Source organism: Providencia sp. 2023EL-00965, from assembly GCF_033550225.1.
Taxonomy (GTDB): Bacteria; Pseudomonadota; Gammaproteobacteria; order Enterobacterales; family Enterobacteriaceae; genus Providencia; species Providencia manganoxydans.
Genome location: NZ_JAWUEH010000011.1, coordinates 141,794 through 157,627, shown reverse-complemented (window position 1 = coordinate 157,627; position 15,834 = coordinate 141,794). Strand labels below are relative to the sequence as shown.

Below are 15,834 nucleotides of genomic sequence, written 5' to 3'. Positions count from 1 at the left end.
CTTATTTTTTCGTCCCTGATAAACGCTTAGACTCATGTGCTTTTAATCGCTGGAATAAATAAAAACTGATTAAAAACAATGATCCAAATAATATGGTCATCAATAAAAATAGATGCTGACTAAAAAACCAGATGGTTAAAGTAAATAATGGTAATTCGCCTGATAGGAATGATGGGGTTAATCGTAGGATTTTTACATCATCAAGGTCGCTGAATAGCAATGTGTCACCTGATTCAATTTGTTGTCGCCCAGGAGTAATCATATCTATTGCTAGCTTATTTAATTGATCTGAGTTGGTTGCAGTCAGAATGGTAACGACCTTGTCAGAAGACCATGGTGATTTAAAGCTAAAAGAGCCTCGCCATTGATGAGTGTTCAATAGAAAATTATTGGCTTCTTCAAATTGATTTTTCCACTCACCCAATAGCAATAACTTTGTTTTATGTATAAGTGATGGCGAAGAAATTTGTAAGTTACCTTGGTTATAGTGATAGGGCGTATCTGAAAGTAGTGGTTGAATTGCAGAGAAATCTTTTAATTTGTTAATAATGATAATATTTGATGATTTTAATTTTGAATTAGATTGTATTTTTTCAAAATGATTAAATAGCGTTAAATTCCTGACAGGAAAACCAGTAATACGCCCAGAATGCTCCATGAGATTGAGCAATAAAGCCACTTCATCTTTTTCAGGTTGCTCAGGTACTAAAATAGAGGTGTCTGATAAATCGGCATACTTGGTAAATGGAAATAACCCACTCAGGAACCAAGCGCTATTGGGTAATTCACCAAAGTGACCAATATTGCCTAAATCAAGTGTTGAACTAGGTAGTATTTGGTTGACAATATCGTTATTGCTAAGAATATTACAAGGTGTGTCACTATTTGGAGTGATATTGAAGTAAAAACTTAATTTATTTTCCCCTTGAAAGCGCGTGTTATCTAAATAAAGGGTTGTACTATTGTTACTTTGAGATTCAAAGAAATCAATAATAGGGGCTACAATAGTATGATTTTTTGCATTCACATTTTTTAAAAATTGCTGATTAAGTGCAATGGTTAACATTGAATTATCAACATCAAACCAATTTTTCCGGTCAAAAGTATAATCAATTTTTAAAGGAATTTTATCACCTGAAAGCATAAACATATCAGGAGGAAGCCTAAAATTGATTTTCTTCTCCTCATTCCAAAACATATGTGCTTGTAGTGCATCAGGACTTTTGATTAATTGACTAAATGGGATAATTTTTTTAGCTGAAAGCCAGTTAGGAGCATCGTAAGCTTGACGTTTATGGACGGTGTGAGGTTGCACTTGCATAGTGCTATTATCAGTTAAATCAGTACGAAAGAGTTGGTAAGCAGCTTGTCGTAATTCATCTGTATTACGACCACTGACAACGAGTAATTTGTATTTTTTATTGTTGGGATTATCAATAAGTTTTAAGCTTGAGCCATTAGGATCGGCGAATGATTGGCCTGAAATAGTTTCACCTAGTGTTGTGAATAAAATAGCATGCTTTTCAGGGATCTCATTAAAATAAACGTTAAAGTCATTTTCTTTTTCGTCGCTTTTGATGCCAAAAATAGAGGCTACGATTGCAGAAGAGACCAAGCTATCTGAGGTTGGAGAAGCAGAATAAATAAAAGTCAGCTCATTTCTATTAATTTTTAAAGGATCTAAGAATGGGCGCGGGAAATCCGCCAGTGATTTTCGAGTATTCATCAGGATCCCTTTCATGGTCATTGAACTAGATGGGGCTATTTTGACCACCAGATTTTTGAGATCGGGTCGCTGGCATGTCCATTCATTATTAATGATGTCATCATTACTAATGACTTGAAAATTTAAGTTATTCTTTGATGACAATAGAGAATTAGGAATTTTTAAAGTAAAAATAGAACGGTTCTCATCGACTTGCGATAGAGGAACTGCACCTAAAGATTGGCCATTTAAGATAACTTGTAAATTTTCTTTTTCAATGTTGTCTGCTTGATTGACGGATATAACAATTCGCATATCAGAATTAATGGCAATAAAATCATAAGGTAGGGTAAAACTGACCCCAGATTGTAGTTTACTACTCGTTAGTGTTAGCCCTTTGGTTAATCCTAATTTTTTAAGTGATATTTCTTCAGACGTTGTCTCAACATTGTTTTTGTTATCGGATAAATTGTTATTTAAAATAAAGTCTAAGTCAGTAGACAGCTTTGTATATTCACTTTCTAGCGGTTGTGCGAAAGCAGTGATACTTTGCATCAACAACATACTAATGATTAATAATAAGCTCATGTAGCGACTAGGCATGTTGCTGCTCTTTATTTGGTGTGGATAGAATTATTGAATTATTTGGTGATTTTTTATCTTTGCGGATAATAAATAATCCAATGGCACACTGTAAGACATCAGCAAATGCTCTTAATGGTTTATCTGCTACATGTTGTGAGCTCAGCCATGCATCAGCACGAGTGAGTACAACACGAACAACATCACGCCGTATATTATCTGTTAAATGAGCGAATTCCATTCTCAAATAGGCACCATCAATCCATGTTTTTTGGATTGGAATTAGTGCTTTTTCTTTTCCTACGCCAATTGATATTTGTGTGACATATTCTTGTGTAGGGTTATGCTTAAATGGATAATTAAGCCTTACACCATTCATAGATAAGTCAACAGAGTGAGTTTCTATCTGGCTCTCATCAGAAAAATAAACAGTAACCGGTAATATTGCAGACACTCGGGTTGTACGTCGTAATTGTTTAGTTTCTTTCGCTACGGCTATCGAAGCTAATACAATGAGTAGACTGTAAACTCCCCACATTAAATTGATAATAATGACGCCATTATCAATATAACTGTACATACCAATAGCCCATTTAGTTAGCGCCATACTAATACCAAGTACTAAAAGCAGCGCAACGACAATTAAAGGACGAACAGCGGTATGATCGAAATAATTTTTATCAGTTAAGTCACCTTTGTCTGTGACGTTAAATTTACCGAGTTTTGGTGAAATTAGACTCATCAGGGTAGGGAGTATTAGATGAAATGCCATGACAGTTTCATAAATTTCACCCCAGAAGGAATAACGGTAATTGCCAACTAACTTTGAGTTTACATAGTTAGAGGTAATTAAGTGTGGCAATGCATAAGAAAATATCAATGCTGCTGATGATGAAATAATATTTAGGTCGAATAAAATAAATACTAATGGTGATAGTAAAAAGGTGGCTCTAGGTAAGCCATATTGGAAATGTAGCATAGCATTGAGATAACAAATACGTTGCGTGAAAGATAATCCACGCCCAAGCATTGGGTTATCAACTCGAAAAATTTGCGTCATTCCTCTAGCCCAACGAATACGCTGGTTGATATGTAATGTTAACCGTTCAGTGGCTAAACCTGCTGATAAGGGGATCGCTAAGAATGCGGTATTCCAGCCTTTACGTTGTAATTTTAATGCGGTATGAGCATCTTCGGTTACGGTCTCGACGGCAAAACCATTCGTTTCAGCTAATGCTCTGCGGCGGATCACTGCACATGAACCACAGAAAAAGGCAGCATTCCAGTTATCATTGCCTTGCTGGACAGGACCATAAAATAACGAGCCTTCATGAGGTGCTCTTTTGGCTGCTTTGAGGTTACGTTCAAAGGGATCTTTTGAGTAAAAATGATGCGGAGTTTGTATCAGTGCAAGCTTATCATCTACTAAGAAAGCGCCAACTGTCGCTTGCAAAAATACCCGTGTAGCAACATGGTCGCAATCAAAAATACAAATAAGTTCTCCCTGTGTTTTTGTTAGAGCGTGATTTAAATTACCCGCTTTAGCATGGTTATTATCTGGACGAGTGATATAACCGACATTGACCCCTTCGGCAAATTGACGAAATTCTTCGCGTTTCCCATCATCTAATATAAATATCTTAAGTTTATCTTTCGGGTATTCAATACATTGAGCTGCGAGTACAGTATCTTTGACAATATCGATACTTTCATTATAAGTTGGTATAAATAGATCGACGGTTGGCCATAGTGTTGTATCTCGTGGCAAGGGTTCTATGGTTCTTTTTAGTGGCCAACATGTTTGAATGTAGCCGAAAAGCAAAATAGCTAATGAGTATAGCTCTGCAATAAAAAGTAATGAGCCTAGAATTAACTCAATATAAGAATCAAAATAAAGTGTTGTTGTTGCTCTCCACCAGATATAACGTGATGTACACAGTAAAGAGATTAATATCATAGTGAGTTGAATTTTTTTACCTTTAAATATACCAATAAAAAAATTCAATATAACAAGTGCGCATCCTAATAAAAGTTGCCTTTCACTATCCAGTGGGATAATGATTAATAAAAGAAATAATAGCAATAAAAGTATTGAGCTAAAAAACTTGAATGTTTTCTGCATATAATTAACTCATGTCCATATTACTTTAAAATAAAATTACTTTTTACTGATACTTGAAAATAGTACACTGAGTATAATAGCTTGCTCGGTATGAGACGTGGAACCATTTATTTCATTATAATAATGGTTATTATTGTAATTAATAAAATTTTTAAATTCATTTGCTGATGTAAGGTTATCCTGTGATGGAGCTTTTTCTATCGTTTTGAGCTGATTATCTTTTTCATCTGATATTGGTGTATCTGATCTAGGTGCTATATTGGATAATAGCTGTCCACTACCAGATGAAGTGGTTTCTTCAATTTCAAGAAAAGAAAAATTATCCATTTTAAGCTGTCGGCTTAATGAATTTAAATCATCGTACATAGTTAACCTTCACCCTGAGAATAGCAAACGCAGTTACACATAAGATGAGTGATTTTTACCATGGTATTTTAGGTAAATCATCTTATTTTGATATAATATTTAGTTATAATATTACTTAAAAAATTCCAATTGATAATATGTAAATAATCTAGAGGGATACACTGTGTAACTTTATGATTTGATTTTTAAATATGGGGTAATTATGAATTTTGAATAAATAGTAGTTATTAATTTATCGCTTATTTATAACTATTTTAAATGAATATTTGAAAGAATTAAAAATGCTAAAGAATAAAATTAGTATTTATTGATAGATAATATAAATTATTTTATTTTTTTATGACAAATAGAGCTCGAAAAATGAGCTAAGTAATGAATAAATAAATTATTTGTATGCAAATAAACTGTTGCTTACTAGCAACCGGCTAATGAATATTTTTATCTCTCCATTGGCTAGGCGAGTCACCAACCAATCGGTTAAAAAATCGCGCAAAGTAAGCAGGATCTTTAAAACCCAGTTGATAGGCGATTTCAGAGACTGGACTATCACAAAATAGCAGCATACGTTTGGCTTCTCGTAACAACCGGTCGAATATCAAGCGTTTCGGTGGGCGATTAGCAAACCGTCGGCACATATCTTTAAGCCGAGATTCTGTAACGCCTAATTTATCAGCATATTCAGGGATGGAAAGATGCTCGTGATAATGTGCATCAATAAGTTGGTTAAAACGTTGAAATAATCGATGCTCTCCTCTAACGCCACTGACCGGATGGTCATCAAGTGGAATGGAACGAAGTAAAAAAGTAAATAAGGCTTGAGCGAGGGAGGAAAGTACTTGATCTCGCCCAGCGTAGCTGTTTGATGATTCGCGCGCCATCAATGACCAATAATAGTTAAAAGTTTCTAGATCGTCAGGCTTATCTGCGACCGATAAGCAAATAGCAGGAATTGCCACCAAATCAGGATTAGCTGGATAGAGTGATTCTAATAATGGAATAATCAGATCCTGCCGTACCGTAAGCACGTGGCCATCAGTATCTTCTTGAGTAAAGAAAGCATGAGGGATAGAAGGCGGGGTGAGTATAAAAAGCGGAGCCTGAACGGAATAGCGCTGTTCGTCAAGTTGCAGTGTGATATGCCCTGTCTCAAGATAATGCAGTTGGAAGAAGCCATCGTGTCGGTGAGCTTGCATATCCCGACCAAAAAATGCGGCCATATTACCAAAGGTTTGGTAATGGACATCATCATTCCCCTGTGTCTCATCATAATCTTTACTGATATCGATATTGGTTATTAGCGATGACACCACATTGATCCTTTAGGTTATCAAGCGGGCCGTAAGCTATTTACCTACAGCCCAGATTATTATGTTTATTTAAGGCGTTGCTCTTGGACGCGAACTTTTCATTGGAATTAATACAACCAATATAGCACCAATGACCAGTAACCCTGCCACAAAATAAAGCCCTGAGTTAAAGCTGCCCGTTTGATCTTTTAACCAACCAATCAATAGCGGGCTAACCGCAGAACCAATATTACCTGTAGCGTTAATCACCGCAATACCAACGGCACGAGCGCGTAAGCTAATTGATTGGTCGGGTGTGGTCCAGAACACGGCCATCGCGGTAAATGACCCTGTTGATGCCATAATAATACCGAGTAGTTGGATCATTGGCTGATGGGTCAGTGCGGCGATGATCCATCCTGCGGCGGCAAATAAATAAGGGAGTGCGGTATGCATTTTACGTTCTTGTAGCCTATCTGAACGTCGGCTCCAATATACCATACCTAATATGGTACAAAACTGAGGGATCGCGGTAAGTAAGCCAATCATGGCATTACTGCTACCCTGATTAAAACTTTGCATAATCTGTGGCGTCCAAATATTAATGGCACTGAGCGTGTTCGTCAGGCAAAAATACGCCACGGTATACATAAGAATTACAGGAGTAAAAATCTCTTTCCATAAACTGGTATTTTGCAATGCACTATGACTTTTGGAGCCCTGTGGCTGTACCAGTTCTAGTTTATCTTGCTCCATCATTTCTTGGAGGCTTTCTTTATCTTCTTTGGTTAGCCATTTAGCTTTGGCCGGAGAATCATCAAGATAGAACCAAACGAGAACACCTAAAATAACGGATGGGAATCCTTCCAGAAGGAATAACCATTGCCAGCCTTTAAGATCTAAAACACCATCTAATTCAAGAATGTAGCCGGAAGCGAGGGAGCCAAATGCCATCGTGACAGGCATGGCAACCATAAATAAAGCATTCGCACGAGCGCGGAAATAGGCAGGAAACCAATAAGTAAGATAAACAAGGATCCCCGGTAAGAAACCTGCTTCAGCTACACCAACTAACATACGTAAAACGTATAGGCTAGTGGGGCCTGTAGCAAACATGGTCGCTGTTGAAGCGATACCCCAGAGCACCATGATGGTGGCGATCCAGCGGCGTGCGCCTACAATCCCTAACATTATGTTGCTAGGAATACCAAAAATAACATAGGTTGCATAAAATAAGGTAGCGGCAAGACCAAACATAGTCGAAGTAAGGCCAATATCTTTCCCCATTGTTAGTCCCGCAAAACCAATATTAATACGGTCAAGGAAAGAGAAAACAAACAGCACAAATAAAAAGACAATTAATCGACGAAATAATTTTTTAATGACGCGTTGTTGTGGTTCCGTCAAGTTTTTATGCTGTTCTGCTGGGTTTTTCTCAGCAATGTTTGATGTGTTGCTCATTTTGTAATTCCCTCATTTATATGCATTTAATGCTATTATGGGTACAAAAATCCGTTAGGCAGCCATACTATAATGTCTGCCCTAGAGGTACGTGGTGACTAATGTCGCTGACTATTAACCATCAAATACATTTGCTTGTAGGGTTAGTTGTATTTAATGGTCTGTTTATTTTTTAAAATTAATACACACTCGGTGTCGCTGGTGCGGCTTCAGAAACCGTTTTACCAAAGCGCGCAGCAAGCGCTTCTGCTCCACGAGCCAATAGCGTAGTATCAACTCCAACAGCTACAAATAATGCGCCTAGTTTCAAATAGTGATCGGCAACATCTGGTGCAGCCATCAAGATCCCCGGAGCCACACCCGCAGCACGAATTTGTACAATCGCTTTTTCTATGACAGATTTAACTTCAGGGTGGTTCGGGTTACCAGAAAAGCCCATATCAGCACTGAGATCGGCGGGTCCAATAAATACCCCATCAATTCCTTCAACTTGCAAAATATCAGCAAGGTTGTTGATAGCTTCACGCGTTTCAACTTGCACGATCACGCACATTTCATCATTAGCGCGCTTCAGATAGTCAGGAATACGGTTCCAACGTGAGGCTCTTGCTAACGCACTGCCAACTCCACGGATCCCAGCGGGTGGATAACGTGTCGCACGAACGGCTTGTTGTGCTTGTTCTGCATTTTGCACCATAGGTAGCAACAGTGTTTGTGCGCCGATATCTAATAATTGCTTAATAATAACGGGATCGTTCCAAGGCGGCCTAACTACAGGTTGTGAAGGATATGGCGCGATGGCTTGTAACTGTGTGAGTGTTGTTTGCACATTGTTAGGTGCATGTTCACCATCGATAAGTAACCAATCAAACCCAGCCCCTGCGATTAATTCGGCGCTGTATGAGCTGCATAAACCTAGCCATAAACCAATTTGCGGGCGCTGTTCTTTCAATGCTTGTTTAAATTTGTTGTGTAAAATATCCATGATGATTTCCTTATACAAAACGACAGCTCACAGAGCCCATTACGCCATAATCAACATGGAATACGTCTCCTTTGCGAGCGGCAACAGGGCGCGTGAAAGAACCACCTAAAATAATTTGACCTGCTTCTAATTGGACATTGTGGGGGGCTAATTTATTGGCTAACCAAGCAACTCCATTTGCTGGATGATTGAGAACCGCAGCGGCGACGCCTGATTCTTCAATAACACCATTGCGATAAAGTAGGGCGCTAATCCAACGTAAATCAAGATCACGTGGCTTGATTGGTCTACCACCTAAAATAACTGCCGCATTGGCTGCATTATCTGAGATAGTATCGAAAACTTTACGTGGACGCTTTGTTTCAGGATCGATACCGTGGCAACGAGCATCAATCAGCTCAAGCGCTGGTATCACATAGTCGGTTGCATTATAAACATCGAACAGAGTGCAATTAGGACCACTTAACGGTTTCGCTAAGACAAAAGCAAGCTCAACTTCAATACGCGGTACGATAAAGCGGTCTGTTGGGATTTCACAGCCATCATCAAAAAACATATCGTCTAGAAGTGCACCATAATCAGGTTCATCTATCTGCGAACTAGCCTGCATGGCTTTAGAAGTTAACCCAATTTTATGGCCTTTAAGTGAACGCCCTTCAGCAATTTTTAAACCCACCCATTCACGTTGGATAGCGTAGGCATCTTCTATCGTAATCTCTGGGTGATCCAATGAAATTTGACGGATCTGTTCACGCGTTTTTTCGGCCTGATTAAGGCGTTGTGCAACTTGAGATATGACATCTTTTTGTAACATGCGAATATTGCTCCTGTTGATTTCTGCTTATAACGCAAGAAACGTGGGAAGCTTTTTTAACCCGTACTGCACATCAGTACAGTACGGTAACTGAGCTATACTTGGTTATATTTCAAGTTGCTAAGTGGTAGGTTACATGGCCGAATCACAGAGTCTATTCTTCGCTTGTGGCCTACCTGCATCTCGAATTATTTAGAGTATAAATTAGTTAGAAAGCCCACCAAAGCAGAGGTATTTCACTTCCAGATAATCTTCAATTCCGTAACGTGAACCTTCACGCCCCAGACCTGATTGTTTAATGCCACCAAATGGGGCGACTTCATTTGAGATAATGCCTTCATTGATCCCTACCATGCCGCTTTCTAATGCTTCAGCAACACGGTAAATACGACCAATATCCCTTGAGTAAAAATAAGATGCCAAACCAAACTCAGTATCATTGGCTAACTGAATGGCTTCTTGTTCATCACGGAATTTAAATAATGGCGCTAACGGACCGAATGTTTCTTCTTTAGCGACAATCATTGATTCGGTTACATCAGCTAATACAGTCGGTTCAAAGAACAAACCGCCTAGTGAAGCAGATTTGCCACCAGCAAGTACACGAGCGCCTTTAGATACCGCATCAGTGATGTGTTCGTTGACTTTATCAACAGCAGCTTGGTTAATCAGAGGTCCCTGCTGTGAATCGCTTTGGGTTGCAGGACCAATTTTCAATTCGTTAACAGCTTTTGCGAGGCGTTTCGCAAATTCTTCGTAAACACCTTCTTGAACTAAGATTCGGTTAGCACAGACGCAAGTTTGTCCGCTATTGCGGAACTTAGCAGCTAATGCGCCTTGAACTGCCGCATCTAAATCAGCGTCATCAAAGACGATAAAGGGCGCATTGCCACCCAGTTCTAACGACAATTTTTTAACTGTGTCAGCACATTGTGCCATCAATAGTTTGCCAACACGGGTTGAACCCGTAAATGTCAGTTTTCGAACCACAGGGCTAGAGGTCATCACTCCACCAATAGCTTTAGCATCGGTACCCGGTACAATATTAAATACACCAGCAGGGATCCCTGCTTCTTCACCTAACGCTGCGAGCGCTAATGCCGATAATGGGGTTTCAGCTGCGGGTTTGAGAACCATAGTACACCCTGCGGCCAGTGCTGGACCTACCTTGCGGGTGATCATTGCATTCGGGAAATTCCATGGCGTGATAGCCGCCACGACACCAACCGGTTGTTTGATGGTGACTAAACGGCGGCCTGGAAGTGGAGAAGGGATAGTTTCACCGTAAACACGTTTGCCTTCTTCAGCAAACCATTCGATAAAACTTGCACCATAGGCAATTTCTCCCATTGATTCAGTAATTGACTTACCTTGCTCCCAACTGAGTAGCTCTGCGAGCTCTTTTTGATTGTCCATCATCAGTCGGAACCATTTATTAAGGATCTGGCTACGTTCTTTCGCGCTTTTGGCTCGCCAAGCAGGCAGCGCTTTTTCTGCTGCATCAATGGCTTGTTGGGTTTGTGCTGCACCTACATTACTGACTTTAGCAATGATTTCGCCGTTAGCAGGGTTAGTGACATCAAATTGGCTATTATCGTTGGCATTGACCCATTGACCGTTGATATAAGCCTGCTGGCGGAATAAGGTAGAATTAACGTTGATACTCATTTCTCTTTTTTCTCCGAAGACACTGAAATTAACTGTGAGCGGACATTTTTAGCCGAAAAACGCTGGCTAGTGAAACTGAGTCCGGCACAGACAGCCATAACCAGTGCCATAGCAAATGGGGATTCATCCTGTAGTACAGAAACTGCAACACTTGCAATTGCTGCCAATGCAAACTGAATAGAGATAGCGAGAGCACTGGCGCTGCCTGCAATTTTTCCTCGATGCTGCAATAACAGTGACAAGCTGTTAGTACCGATAGCATTGACCATTGATAAAAACAGCACCACCAGAATAACAATAATAGGCAGGCTTTGCTGGTAGAAAATAAGTAATAATACGCCAAACAGTAATTGAGCCCCGCTTTGTAAGCACAGAATACGGTTCAGACTATAGGTTTTGAGCAATCGGACATTCAGTAGCAATATCGCTATCATGCCAAGAATATTGCAACCAAATAAGAGGCCATAATGCTGTTCAGATACCCCAAAGTATTGGATATAAACAAAGGGTGAGCCACTGATAAAAGCAAACATACCCGCGAAAGAAAATGCCATAGTGCCAATGATACTCATGGCTTCTTTGTCGCTTAACACTTGAGCGTAATTATGAAATGCTACGCCGAGTAAATTTTTAGAGCCCTTTTGTTGGGAGAGGGTCTCTGGGAGTAAAAAGAAAATACACCCCGTAGAACAAAGGCCAATCAGTGCAAGAAGATAGAAGATCGCTTGCCACTGAAAGTGAATAAGTAAAAAACCACCGAGCAAAGGCGCAAGCAGAGGCGCTATCATCGTCACTAGTGTCATTAGAGATAAGACTTTAGGTAATTCACTCGTTGGATAAACATCCCTTGCAATCGCTCTGGCCATCACGATAGCAGCTCCGCTGCCAAAGGCTTGTAGAGCCCTAAATGCAATTAAAGAATCAGCTGAAGTTGTTTGCGCGCATAGTAAGCTCGCTAGCGTAAAAATGATGAGGCCACTTAATAACATTTTACGACGTCCAAGGATGTCACTGAGTGGCCCATAAAACAGCATACCAATACAAAAACCTGTAAAAAATGCGCCGAGTGTATACTGCATCTGTCCTTGGCTTGCATGGAGCTCGATCCCCATTTGTGGCAATGCAGGAAGATACATGTCGATCGATAGCGGCCCAAAAGCGACTAATGACCCCAGTAATGGGATCAGGTAGCGAGGGATATGTTTATCGAATGCGGTCGGCATCAGTATTCCTTATTTAAACAACGCATGAATATTGTTTTGTTTATAATTCAGTACAGGATCTAACTCCTCCATAGTAAAAGACAGCGCTAGGTATCTATCATTCATCAACTGAGCAAAATGCTCTTTGATTAATGCAAATAGCAACTCGCCGGTTTTTTGGCGATCCTCAAGAGAACGACCTGCACCAATTTTGAGGGTCATGTGTACAAAAGCATAGTCATGCTTACCATCAGCCATTTGCCAAGTATCTAACCAAATGGCACGACTACGGATCCCGCCAAGAGGGAAAATACCTGTGCCCGCGAGCGCATTATTGACCTTTGAAAACAGTTCAGGCAGTTTGGCTTGTTCACGGATATTGTCAGTACACTCAGCAATAAAATGAGGCATTATGGCTCCTAAGCAACAGTTTTCTGTTTATCAGTAATATAGCTAGGTAATGGGAAGATAGCGTTGATTTGACCTGTTCCTGAACTAGCGAATAAATCCGTTAGGACTTCAACTTTTTCTGCATACTTATCCCAACCTAACATGCCTAATAACATCACGGTGTCGTGCATATGGCCTTCGCCATAACAGTAATCAGCATACTCAGGTAGCATCTTACAAAACTCATTGAAACGGCCTTCACGCCATAACTTCACCACACGTTTATCCATTTGCTCATCGAATTCGCGGGTATAGTTGTTCATACCTTCTTCTGCGCGATGATCATCAATAAAACGGTGTGATAGTGAACCGCTTGCCAGTACTGCAACAGTGCCATCATATTTTTCAATCGCAGTCAGTACAGCTTCGCCAAGTTTGCGGCTGTCTTCGAAACTGTGAGAAGTACAGAATGCGGAGATAGAGATCACTTTGAAATGGCGATCACTATTCATATAACGCATTGGAACCAGTGTTGCATATTCCAAAGTTAGGCTTGGAATTTCATGTGATTGCGCGCGAACGCCTAATTTACGAGCTTCCTCGCCAATCATTCGTCCTAGCTCTGAATTACCGTCATACTCATATTCCATATCGCGAATAAAGTGAGGGAGTTCGTTACTGGTATAGATCCCTTCGAAGTGATCTGCACAGTTAATATGATAAGCACTATTAACTAGCCAGTGAGTATCAAAAACAATGATGGTATCAACGCCTAACTCGCGACAGCGACGACTAATTTCTTTGTGGCCATCGATGGCGGATTGACGGCAGCCATGATGTTTACCGGGTAATTCTGACAGGTACATGGATGGAACATGTGTGATTTTTGCCGCTAGTGCTAACTTACCCATAAGTCCTTACCTCCCCTGTGAAAGTTCGAGCTATTCCTGTCAGGAAGTCGCTCGAACTATAATAGGGCTTGATGTTAAATTAATATTAATGATTAATATTTCAATAAATTACACGCCCCAACGAGGAATATTATGATCCCCGTAGGAAATACAAACGTTCTTCATTTCAGCAAATACTTCAAAACTGTATTCACCACCTTCACGACCGACACCTGATGCTTTAACACCACCAAATGGTTGACGTAAATCACGTACGTTTTGTGTATTCACAAACACCATTCCAGCTTCAATACTGCGAGATAAGCGAAGGATCTTGCTGACATCTTGTGTCCAAATATAGGATGCTAAGCCATACTCAACATCATTAGCCATGCGTAAACCATCTTCTTCTGACTTGAATGGGATCAAGCAAGCCACTGGTCCAAAGATCTCTTCTTGAGCAACACGCATGCGGTTATCAACATCAGCTAATACTGTTGGGCGCAAGAAGTTGCCGTTTTTCAGATGTGCAGGTAGATCGGTTGGTTTGTCTGGGCCGCCCGCCAGTAATGTTGCACCTTCCTCAACACCAAGACGAATATAGCCAGAAACTTTGTTCCAATGCTGTTCGCTGATCAGTGCTCCTACTTGGGTTTTCGGATCCGTAGGATCACCGACAATTAGGCGATTGGCGCGCTCAGCAAAGCGTTTAACAAATTCAGGGTAAATGCTTTCTTGGATAAAAATACGTGAGCCAGCAGTACAACGTTCACCGTTAATGGAGAAAATGGTAAATAGCGCTGCATCCAATGCACGCTCAATATCAGCATCTTCAAATACCAGAACAGGGGATTTACCACCAAGTTCCATTGAATATTTTTTCAGACCTGCATTTTGCATGATCATGCGGCCAGTCGCGGTGCCTCCCGTAAAGGACACTGCACGTACATCATGGTGTTTTACTAATGCATCGCCAGCGGTATTACCATAGCCTTGAACCACGTTAAGCACACCAGCAGGGATACCCGCCTCTAGCGCTAATTCACCTAAACGGTTTGCTGATAATGGTGATAGTTCTGACATTTTTAATACGGCGGTGTTACCTAACGCTAAGCAAGGTGCTGTTTTCCATGTTGCTGTCATAAATGGCACGTTCCATGGTGAAATAAGTGCACAGACACCAACAGGTTGGATCAGCGTATAGTTCATCATCTTGTCGTCAACAGGGTAGGTACGACCATTCATCTGTTGGCAAATTTCAGCGAAGAATTCAAAGTTATGGGAAGCGCGCGGGATCAACACATTTTTGGTTTGATGAATTGGTAGACCTGTATCTTGGGTCTCCATTTCAGCAATTTCAGGGACGTTTTGGTCGATCAGCTCACCAAGGCGACGCATTAACCGTGCACGCTCTTTCATTGGTGTGTTTGCCCATTTCGGGAAAGCCTCTTTTGCTGCGGCAACGGCTTGGTTGATTTCATCTTGCCCGCCTGAAGCCACTTCAGCTAGTACTTCACCAGTCGCGGGGCTGGTGGTTTGGAAGTACTCTTTGCTAGCAACGTTTTTGCCATTAATCCAATGATTAATCTTAGTCATTACACTCGCTCCTCATATTCTTTTTCGCTGACAATGTAGTTGATCAGCCTGCCAACACCTTCGACCTCAACAATGACTTCATCACCAGGTACCACATCGGAAAGCCCTTTTGGTGTTCCAGTCGCAATCATGTCGCCAGGTTGTAGGGTCATGAAATCACTGAGGTAGGCAATTAAAAACGGAATATTAAAAATGAGATCCGATGTGGAGCCCTTTTGACGCAATTCACCATTAACATAGGTGTAAAGTGCGAGATTATGCGGATCTTCAATCTGATCTTTATCGATAATCCAAGGGCCGATTGGTGTTAAGGTATCGCGGCTTTTCACTCGTAGATTTGGGCGATAGTAGTTTTCTAAATAGTCGCGGATCGCATAGTCATTACAAACGGTATAGCCAGCAACATAGTCCATTGCATCTGCTTGTGAAACTTTATGTGCAGTTTTACCGATCACGACAACGAGCTCTGACTCATAGTGCATATAGTCAACATTATCAGGGCGAACAGAGACTTGGCGGTGGCCTGTGAGAGTGTTGTCTGCTTTGATAAAAATCAGAGGTTCTTCAGGTGGCTTAAAATCAAGCTCTGTAGCATGATCGGCGTAGTTTAAACCAAGGGCAAACAGTGTGCCTCTTACTGGTGGTAACCATTCAACATTCGCATCATCACCCGCAATAACTTGGCCGTTTGGTAGGGTAATTTCTTCGTTATCACCGACTGTTACTGAGTACTCGTTACCTTGATAACGAATTTTGGCGTGTTTCAT

Annotated in this window: 13 protein-coding genes; all 13 read right to left on the bottom strand. The window is 40.6% G+C overall.

Going from position 1 to position 15,834, the window contains the following annotated elements; translation table 11 throughout:
• Position 1: 1 nt before the first annotated feature.
• The 13 genes from SC428_RS14820 to SC428_RS14760 all read right to left on the bottom strand — a co-directional run bounded on the left by SC428_RS14820 (position 2) and on the right by SC428_RS14760 (position 15,834).
• The gene (locus SC428_RS14820; protein ID WP_318708444.1) at positions 2-2,308 is read right to left on the bottom strand and encodes a cellulose biosynthesis cyclic di-GMP-binding regulatory protein BcsB; all 2,307 of its coding nucleotides are present in this window, start codon (positions 2,306-2,308) and stop codon (positions 2-4) included.
• Positions 2,301-4,409, bottom strand: a complete 2,109-nt coding sequence (gene bcsA / locus SC428_RS14815; protein WP_318708442.1) for a UDP-forming cellulose synthase catalytic subunit — start codon at positions 4,407-4,409, stop codon at positions 2,301-2,303. The genes SC428_RS14820 and bcsA overlap by 8 nt, the downstream gene beginning before the upstream one ends.
• A 36-nt stretch (positions 4,410-4,445) precedes the next feature.
• Entirely contained in the window at positions 4,446-4,775 is a 330-nt protein-coding gene (locus tag SC428_RS14810) for a hypothetical protein (RefSeq protein WP_318708439.1), read from the bottom strand.
• A gap of 425 nt (positions 4,776-5,200) precedes the next feature.
• Complete coding sequence (gene hpaA, locus SC428_RS14805; RefSeq protein ID WP_070926654.1) at positions 5,201-6,085, bottom strand: 4-hydroxyphenylacetate catabolism regulatory protein HpaA; 885 nt, start codon at positions 6,083-6,085, stop codon at positions 5,201-5,203.
• A 66-nt stretch (positions 6,086-6,151) separates the two neighbouring features.
• Positions 6,152-7,522: a 4-hydroxyphenylacetate permease gene (gene hpaX, locus SC428_RS14800; protein ID WP_140182172.1), complete on the bottom strand. Its 1,371-nt coding sequence runs from the start codon at positions 7,520-7,522 to the stop codon at positions 6,152-6,154.
• Positions 7,523-7,700: 178 nt separating this feature from the next.
• Positions 7,701-8,507, bottom strand: a complete 807-nt coding sequence (hpaI, locus tag SC428_RS14795; RefSeq protein ID WP_140182174.1) for a 4-hydroxy-2-oxoheptanedioate aldolase — start codon at positions 8,505-8,507, stop codon at positions 7,701-7,703.
• 10 nt (positions 8,508-8,517) lie between these two features.
• A complete protein-coding gene (gene hpaH, locus SC428_RS14790; protein ID WP_070926649.1) occupies positions 8,518-9,321 on the bottom strand; it encodes a 2-oxo-hept-4-ene-1,7-dioate hydratase in 804 nt (267 codons plus the stop codon).
• A 204-nt stretch (positions 9,322-9,525) separates the two neighbouring features.
• Positions 9,526-10,989 carry an NAD-dependent succinate-semialdehyde dehydrogenase gene (locus tag SC428_RS14785; RefSeq protein ID WP_070926646.1) on the bottom strand — a complete coding sequence of 488 codons (1,464 nt, stop codon included), beginning with the start codon at positions 10,987-10,989 and terminating at the stop codon, positions 9,526-9,528.
• Entirely contained in the window at positions 10,986-12,212 is a 1,227-nt protein-coding gene (locus SC428_RS14780; protein WP_175442503.1) for a Bcr/CflA family multidrug efflux MFS transporter, read from the bottom strand. The genes SC428_RS14785 and SC428_RS14780 overlap by 4 nt, the downstream gene beginning before the upstream one ends.
• 9 nt (positions 12,213-12,221) lie before the next feature.
• On the bottom strand, positions 12,222-12,602 hold the full coding sequence (locus SC428_RS14775; RefSeq protein WP_070926644.1) for a 5-carboxymethyl-2-hydroxymuconate Delta-isomerase: 381 nt from the start codon (positions 12,600-12,602) through the stop codon (positions 12,222-12,224).
• Between the two features lie 8 nt (positions 12,603-12,610).
• Entirely contained in the window at positions 12,611-13,492 is an 882-nt protein-coding gene (gene hpaD / locus SC428_RS14770; protein WP_070926642.1) for a 3,4-dihydroxyphenylacetate 2,3-dioxygenase, read from the bottom strand.
• Between the two features lie 108 nt (positions 13,493-13,600).
• Complete coding sequence (hpaE, locus tag SC428_RS14765) at positions 13,601-15,067, bottom strand: 5-carboxymethyl-2-hydroxymuconate semialdehyde dehydrogenase (protein WP_070926640.1); 1,467 nt, start codon at positions 15,065-15,067, stop codon at positions 13,601-13,603.
• Entirely contained in the window at positions 15,067-15,834 is a 768-nt protein-coding gene (locus tag SC428_RS14760; protein WP_070926638.1) for a fumarylacetoacetate hydrolase family protein, read from the bottom strand. Before SC428_RS14760 ends, hpaE begins: the two co-directional genes overlap by 1 nt.

What these genes read in the sequence shown, in the direction of transcription:
- SC428_RS14820 (WP_318708444.1), bottom strand. Translation starts at nt 2,308, where the DNA reads ATGCCTAGTCGCTACATGAGCTTATTATTAATCATTAGTATGTTGTTG.
- bcsA (WP_318708442.1), bottom strand. Translation starts at nt 4,409, where the DNA reads ATGCAGAAAACATTCAAGTTTTTTAGCTCAATACTTTTATTGCTATTA.
- SC428_RS14810 (WP_318708439.1), bottom strand. Translation starts at nt 4,775, where the DNA reads ATGTACGATGATTTAAATTCATTAAGCCGACAGCTTAAAATGGATAAT.
- hpaX (WP_140182172.1), bottom strand. Translation starts at nt 7,522, where the DNA reads ATGAGCAACACATCAAACATTGCTGAGAAAAACCCAGCAGAACAGCAT.
- hpaI (WP_140182174.1), bottom strand. Translation starts at nt 8,507, where the DNA reads ATGGATATTTTACACAACAAATTTAAACAAGCATTGAAAGAACAGCGC.
- hpaH (WP_070926649.1), bottom strand. Translation starts at nt 9,321, where the DNA reads ATGTTACAAAAAGATGTCATATCTCAAGTTGCACAACGCCTTAATCAG.
- SC428_RS14785 (WP_070926646.1), bottom strand. Translation starts at nt 10,989, where the DNA reads ATGAGTATCAACGTTAATTCTACCTTATTCCGCCAGCAGGCTTATATC.
- SC428_RS14780 (WP_175442503.1), bottom strand. Translation starts at nt 12,212, where the DNA reads ATGCCGACCGCATTCGATAAACATATCCCTCGCTACCTGATCCCATTA.
- SC428_RS14775 (WP_070926644.1), bottom strand. Translation starts at nt 12,602, where the DNA reads ATGCCTCATTTTATTGCTGAGTGTACTGACAATATCCGTGAACAAGCC.
- hpaD (WP_070926642.1), bottom strand. Translation starts at nt 13,492, where the DNA reads ATGGGTAAGTTAGCACTAGCGGCAAAAATCACACATGTTCCATCCATG.
- hpaE (WP_070926640.1), bottom strand. Translation starts at nt 15,067, where the DNA reads ATGACTAAGATTAATCATTGGATTAATGGCAAAAACGTTGCTAGCAAA.
- SC428_RS14760 (WP_070926638.1), bottom strand. Translation starts at nt 15,834, where the DNA reads ATGAAACACGCCAAAATTCGTTATCAAGGTAACGAGTACTCAGTAACA.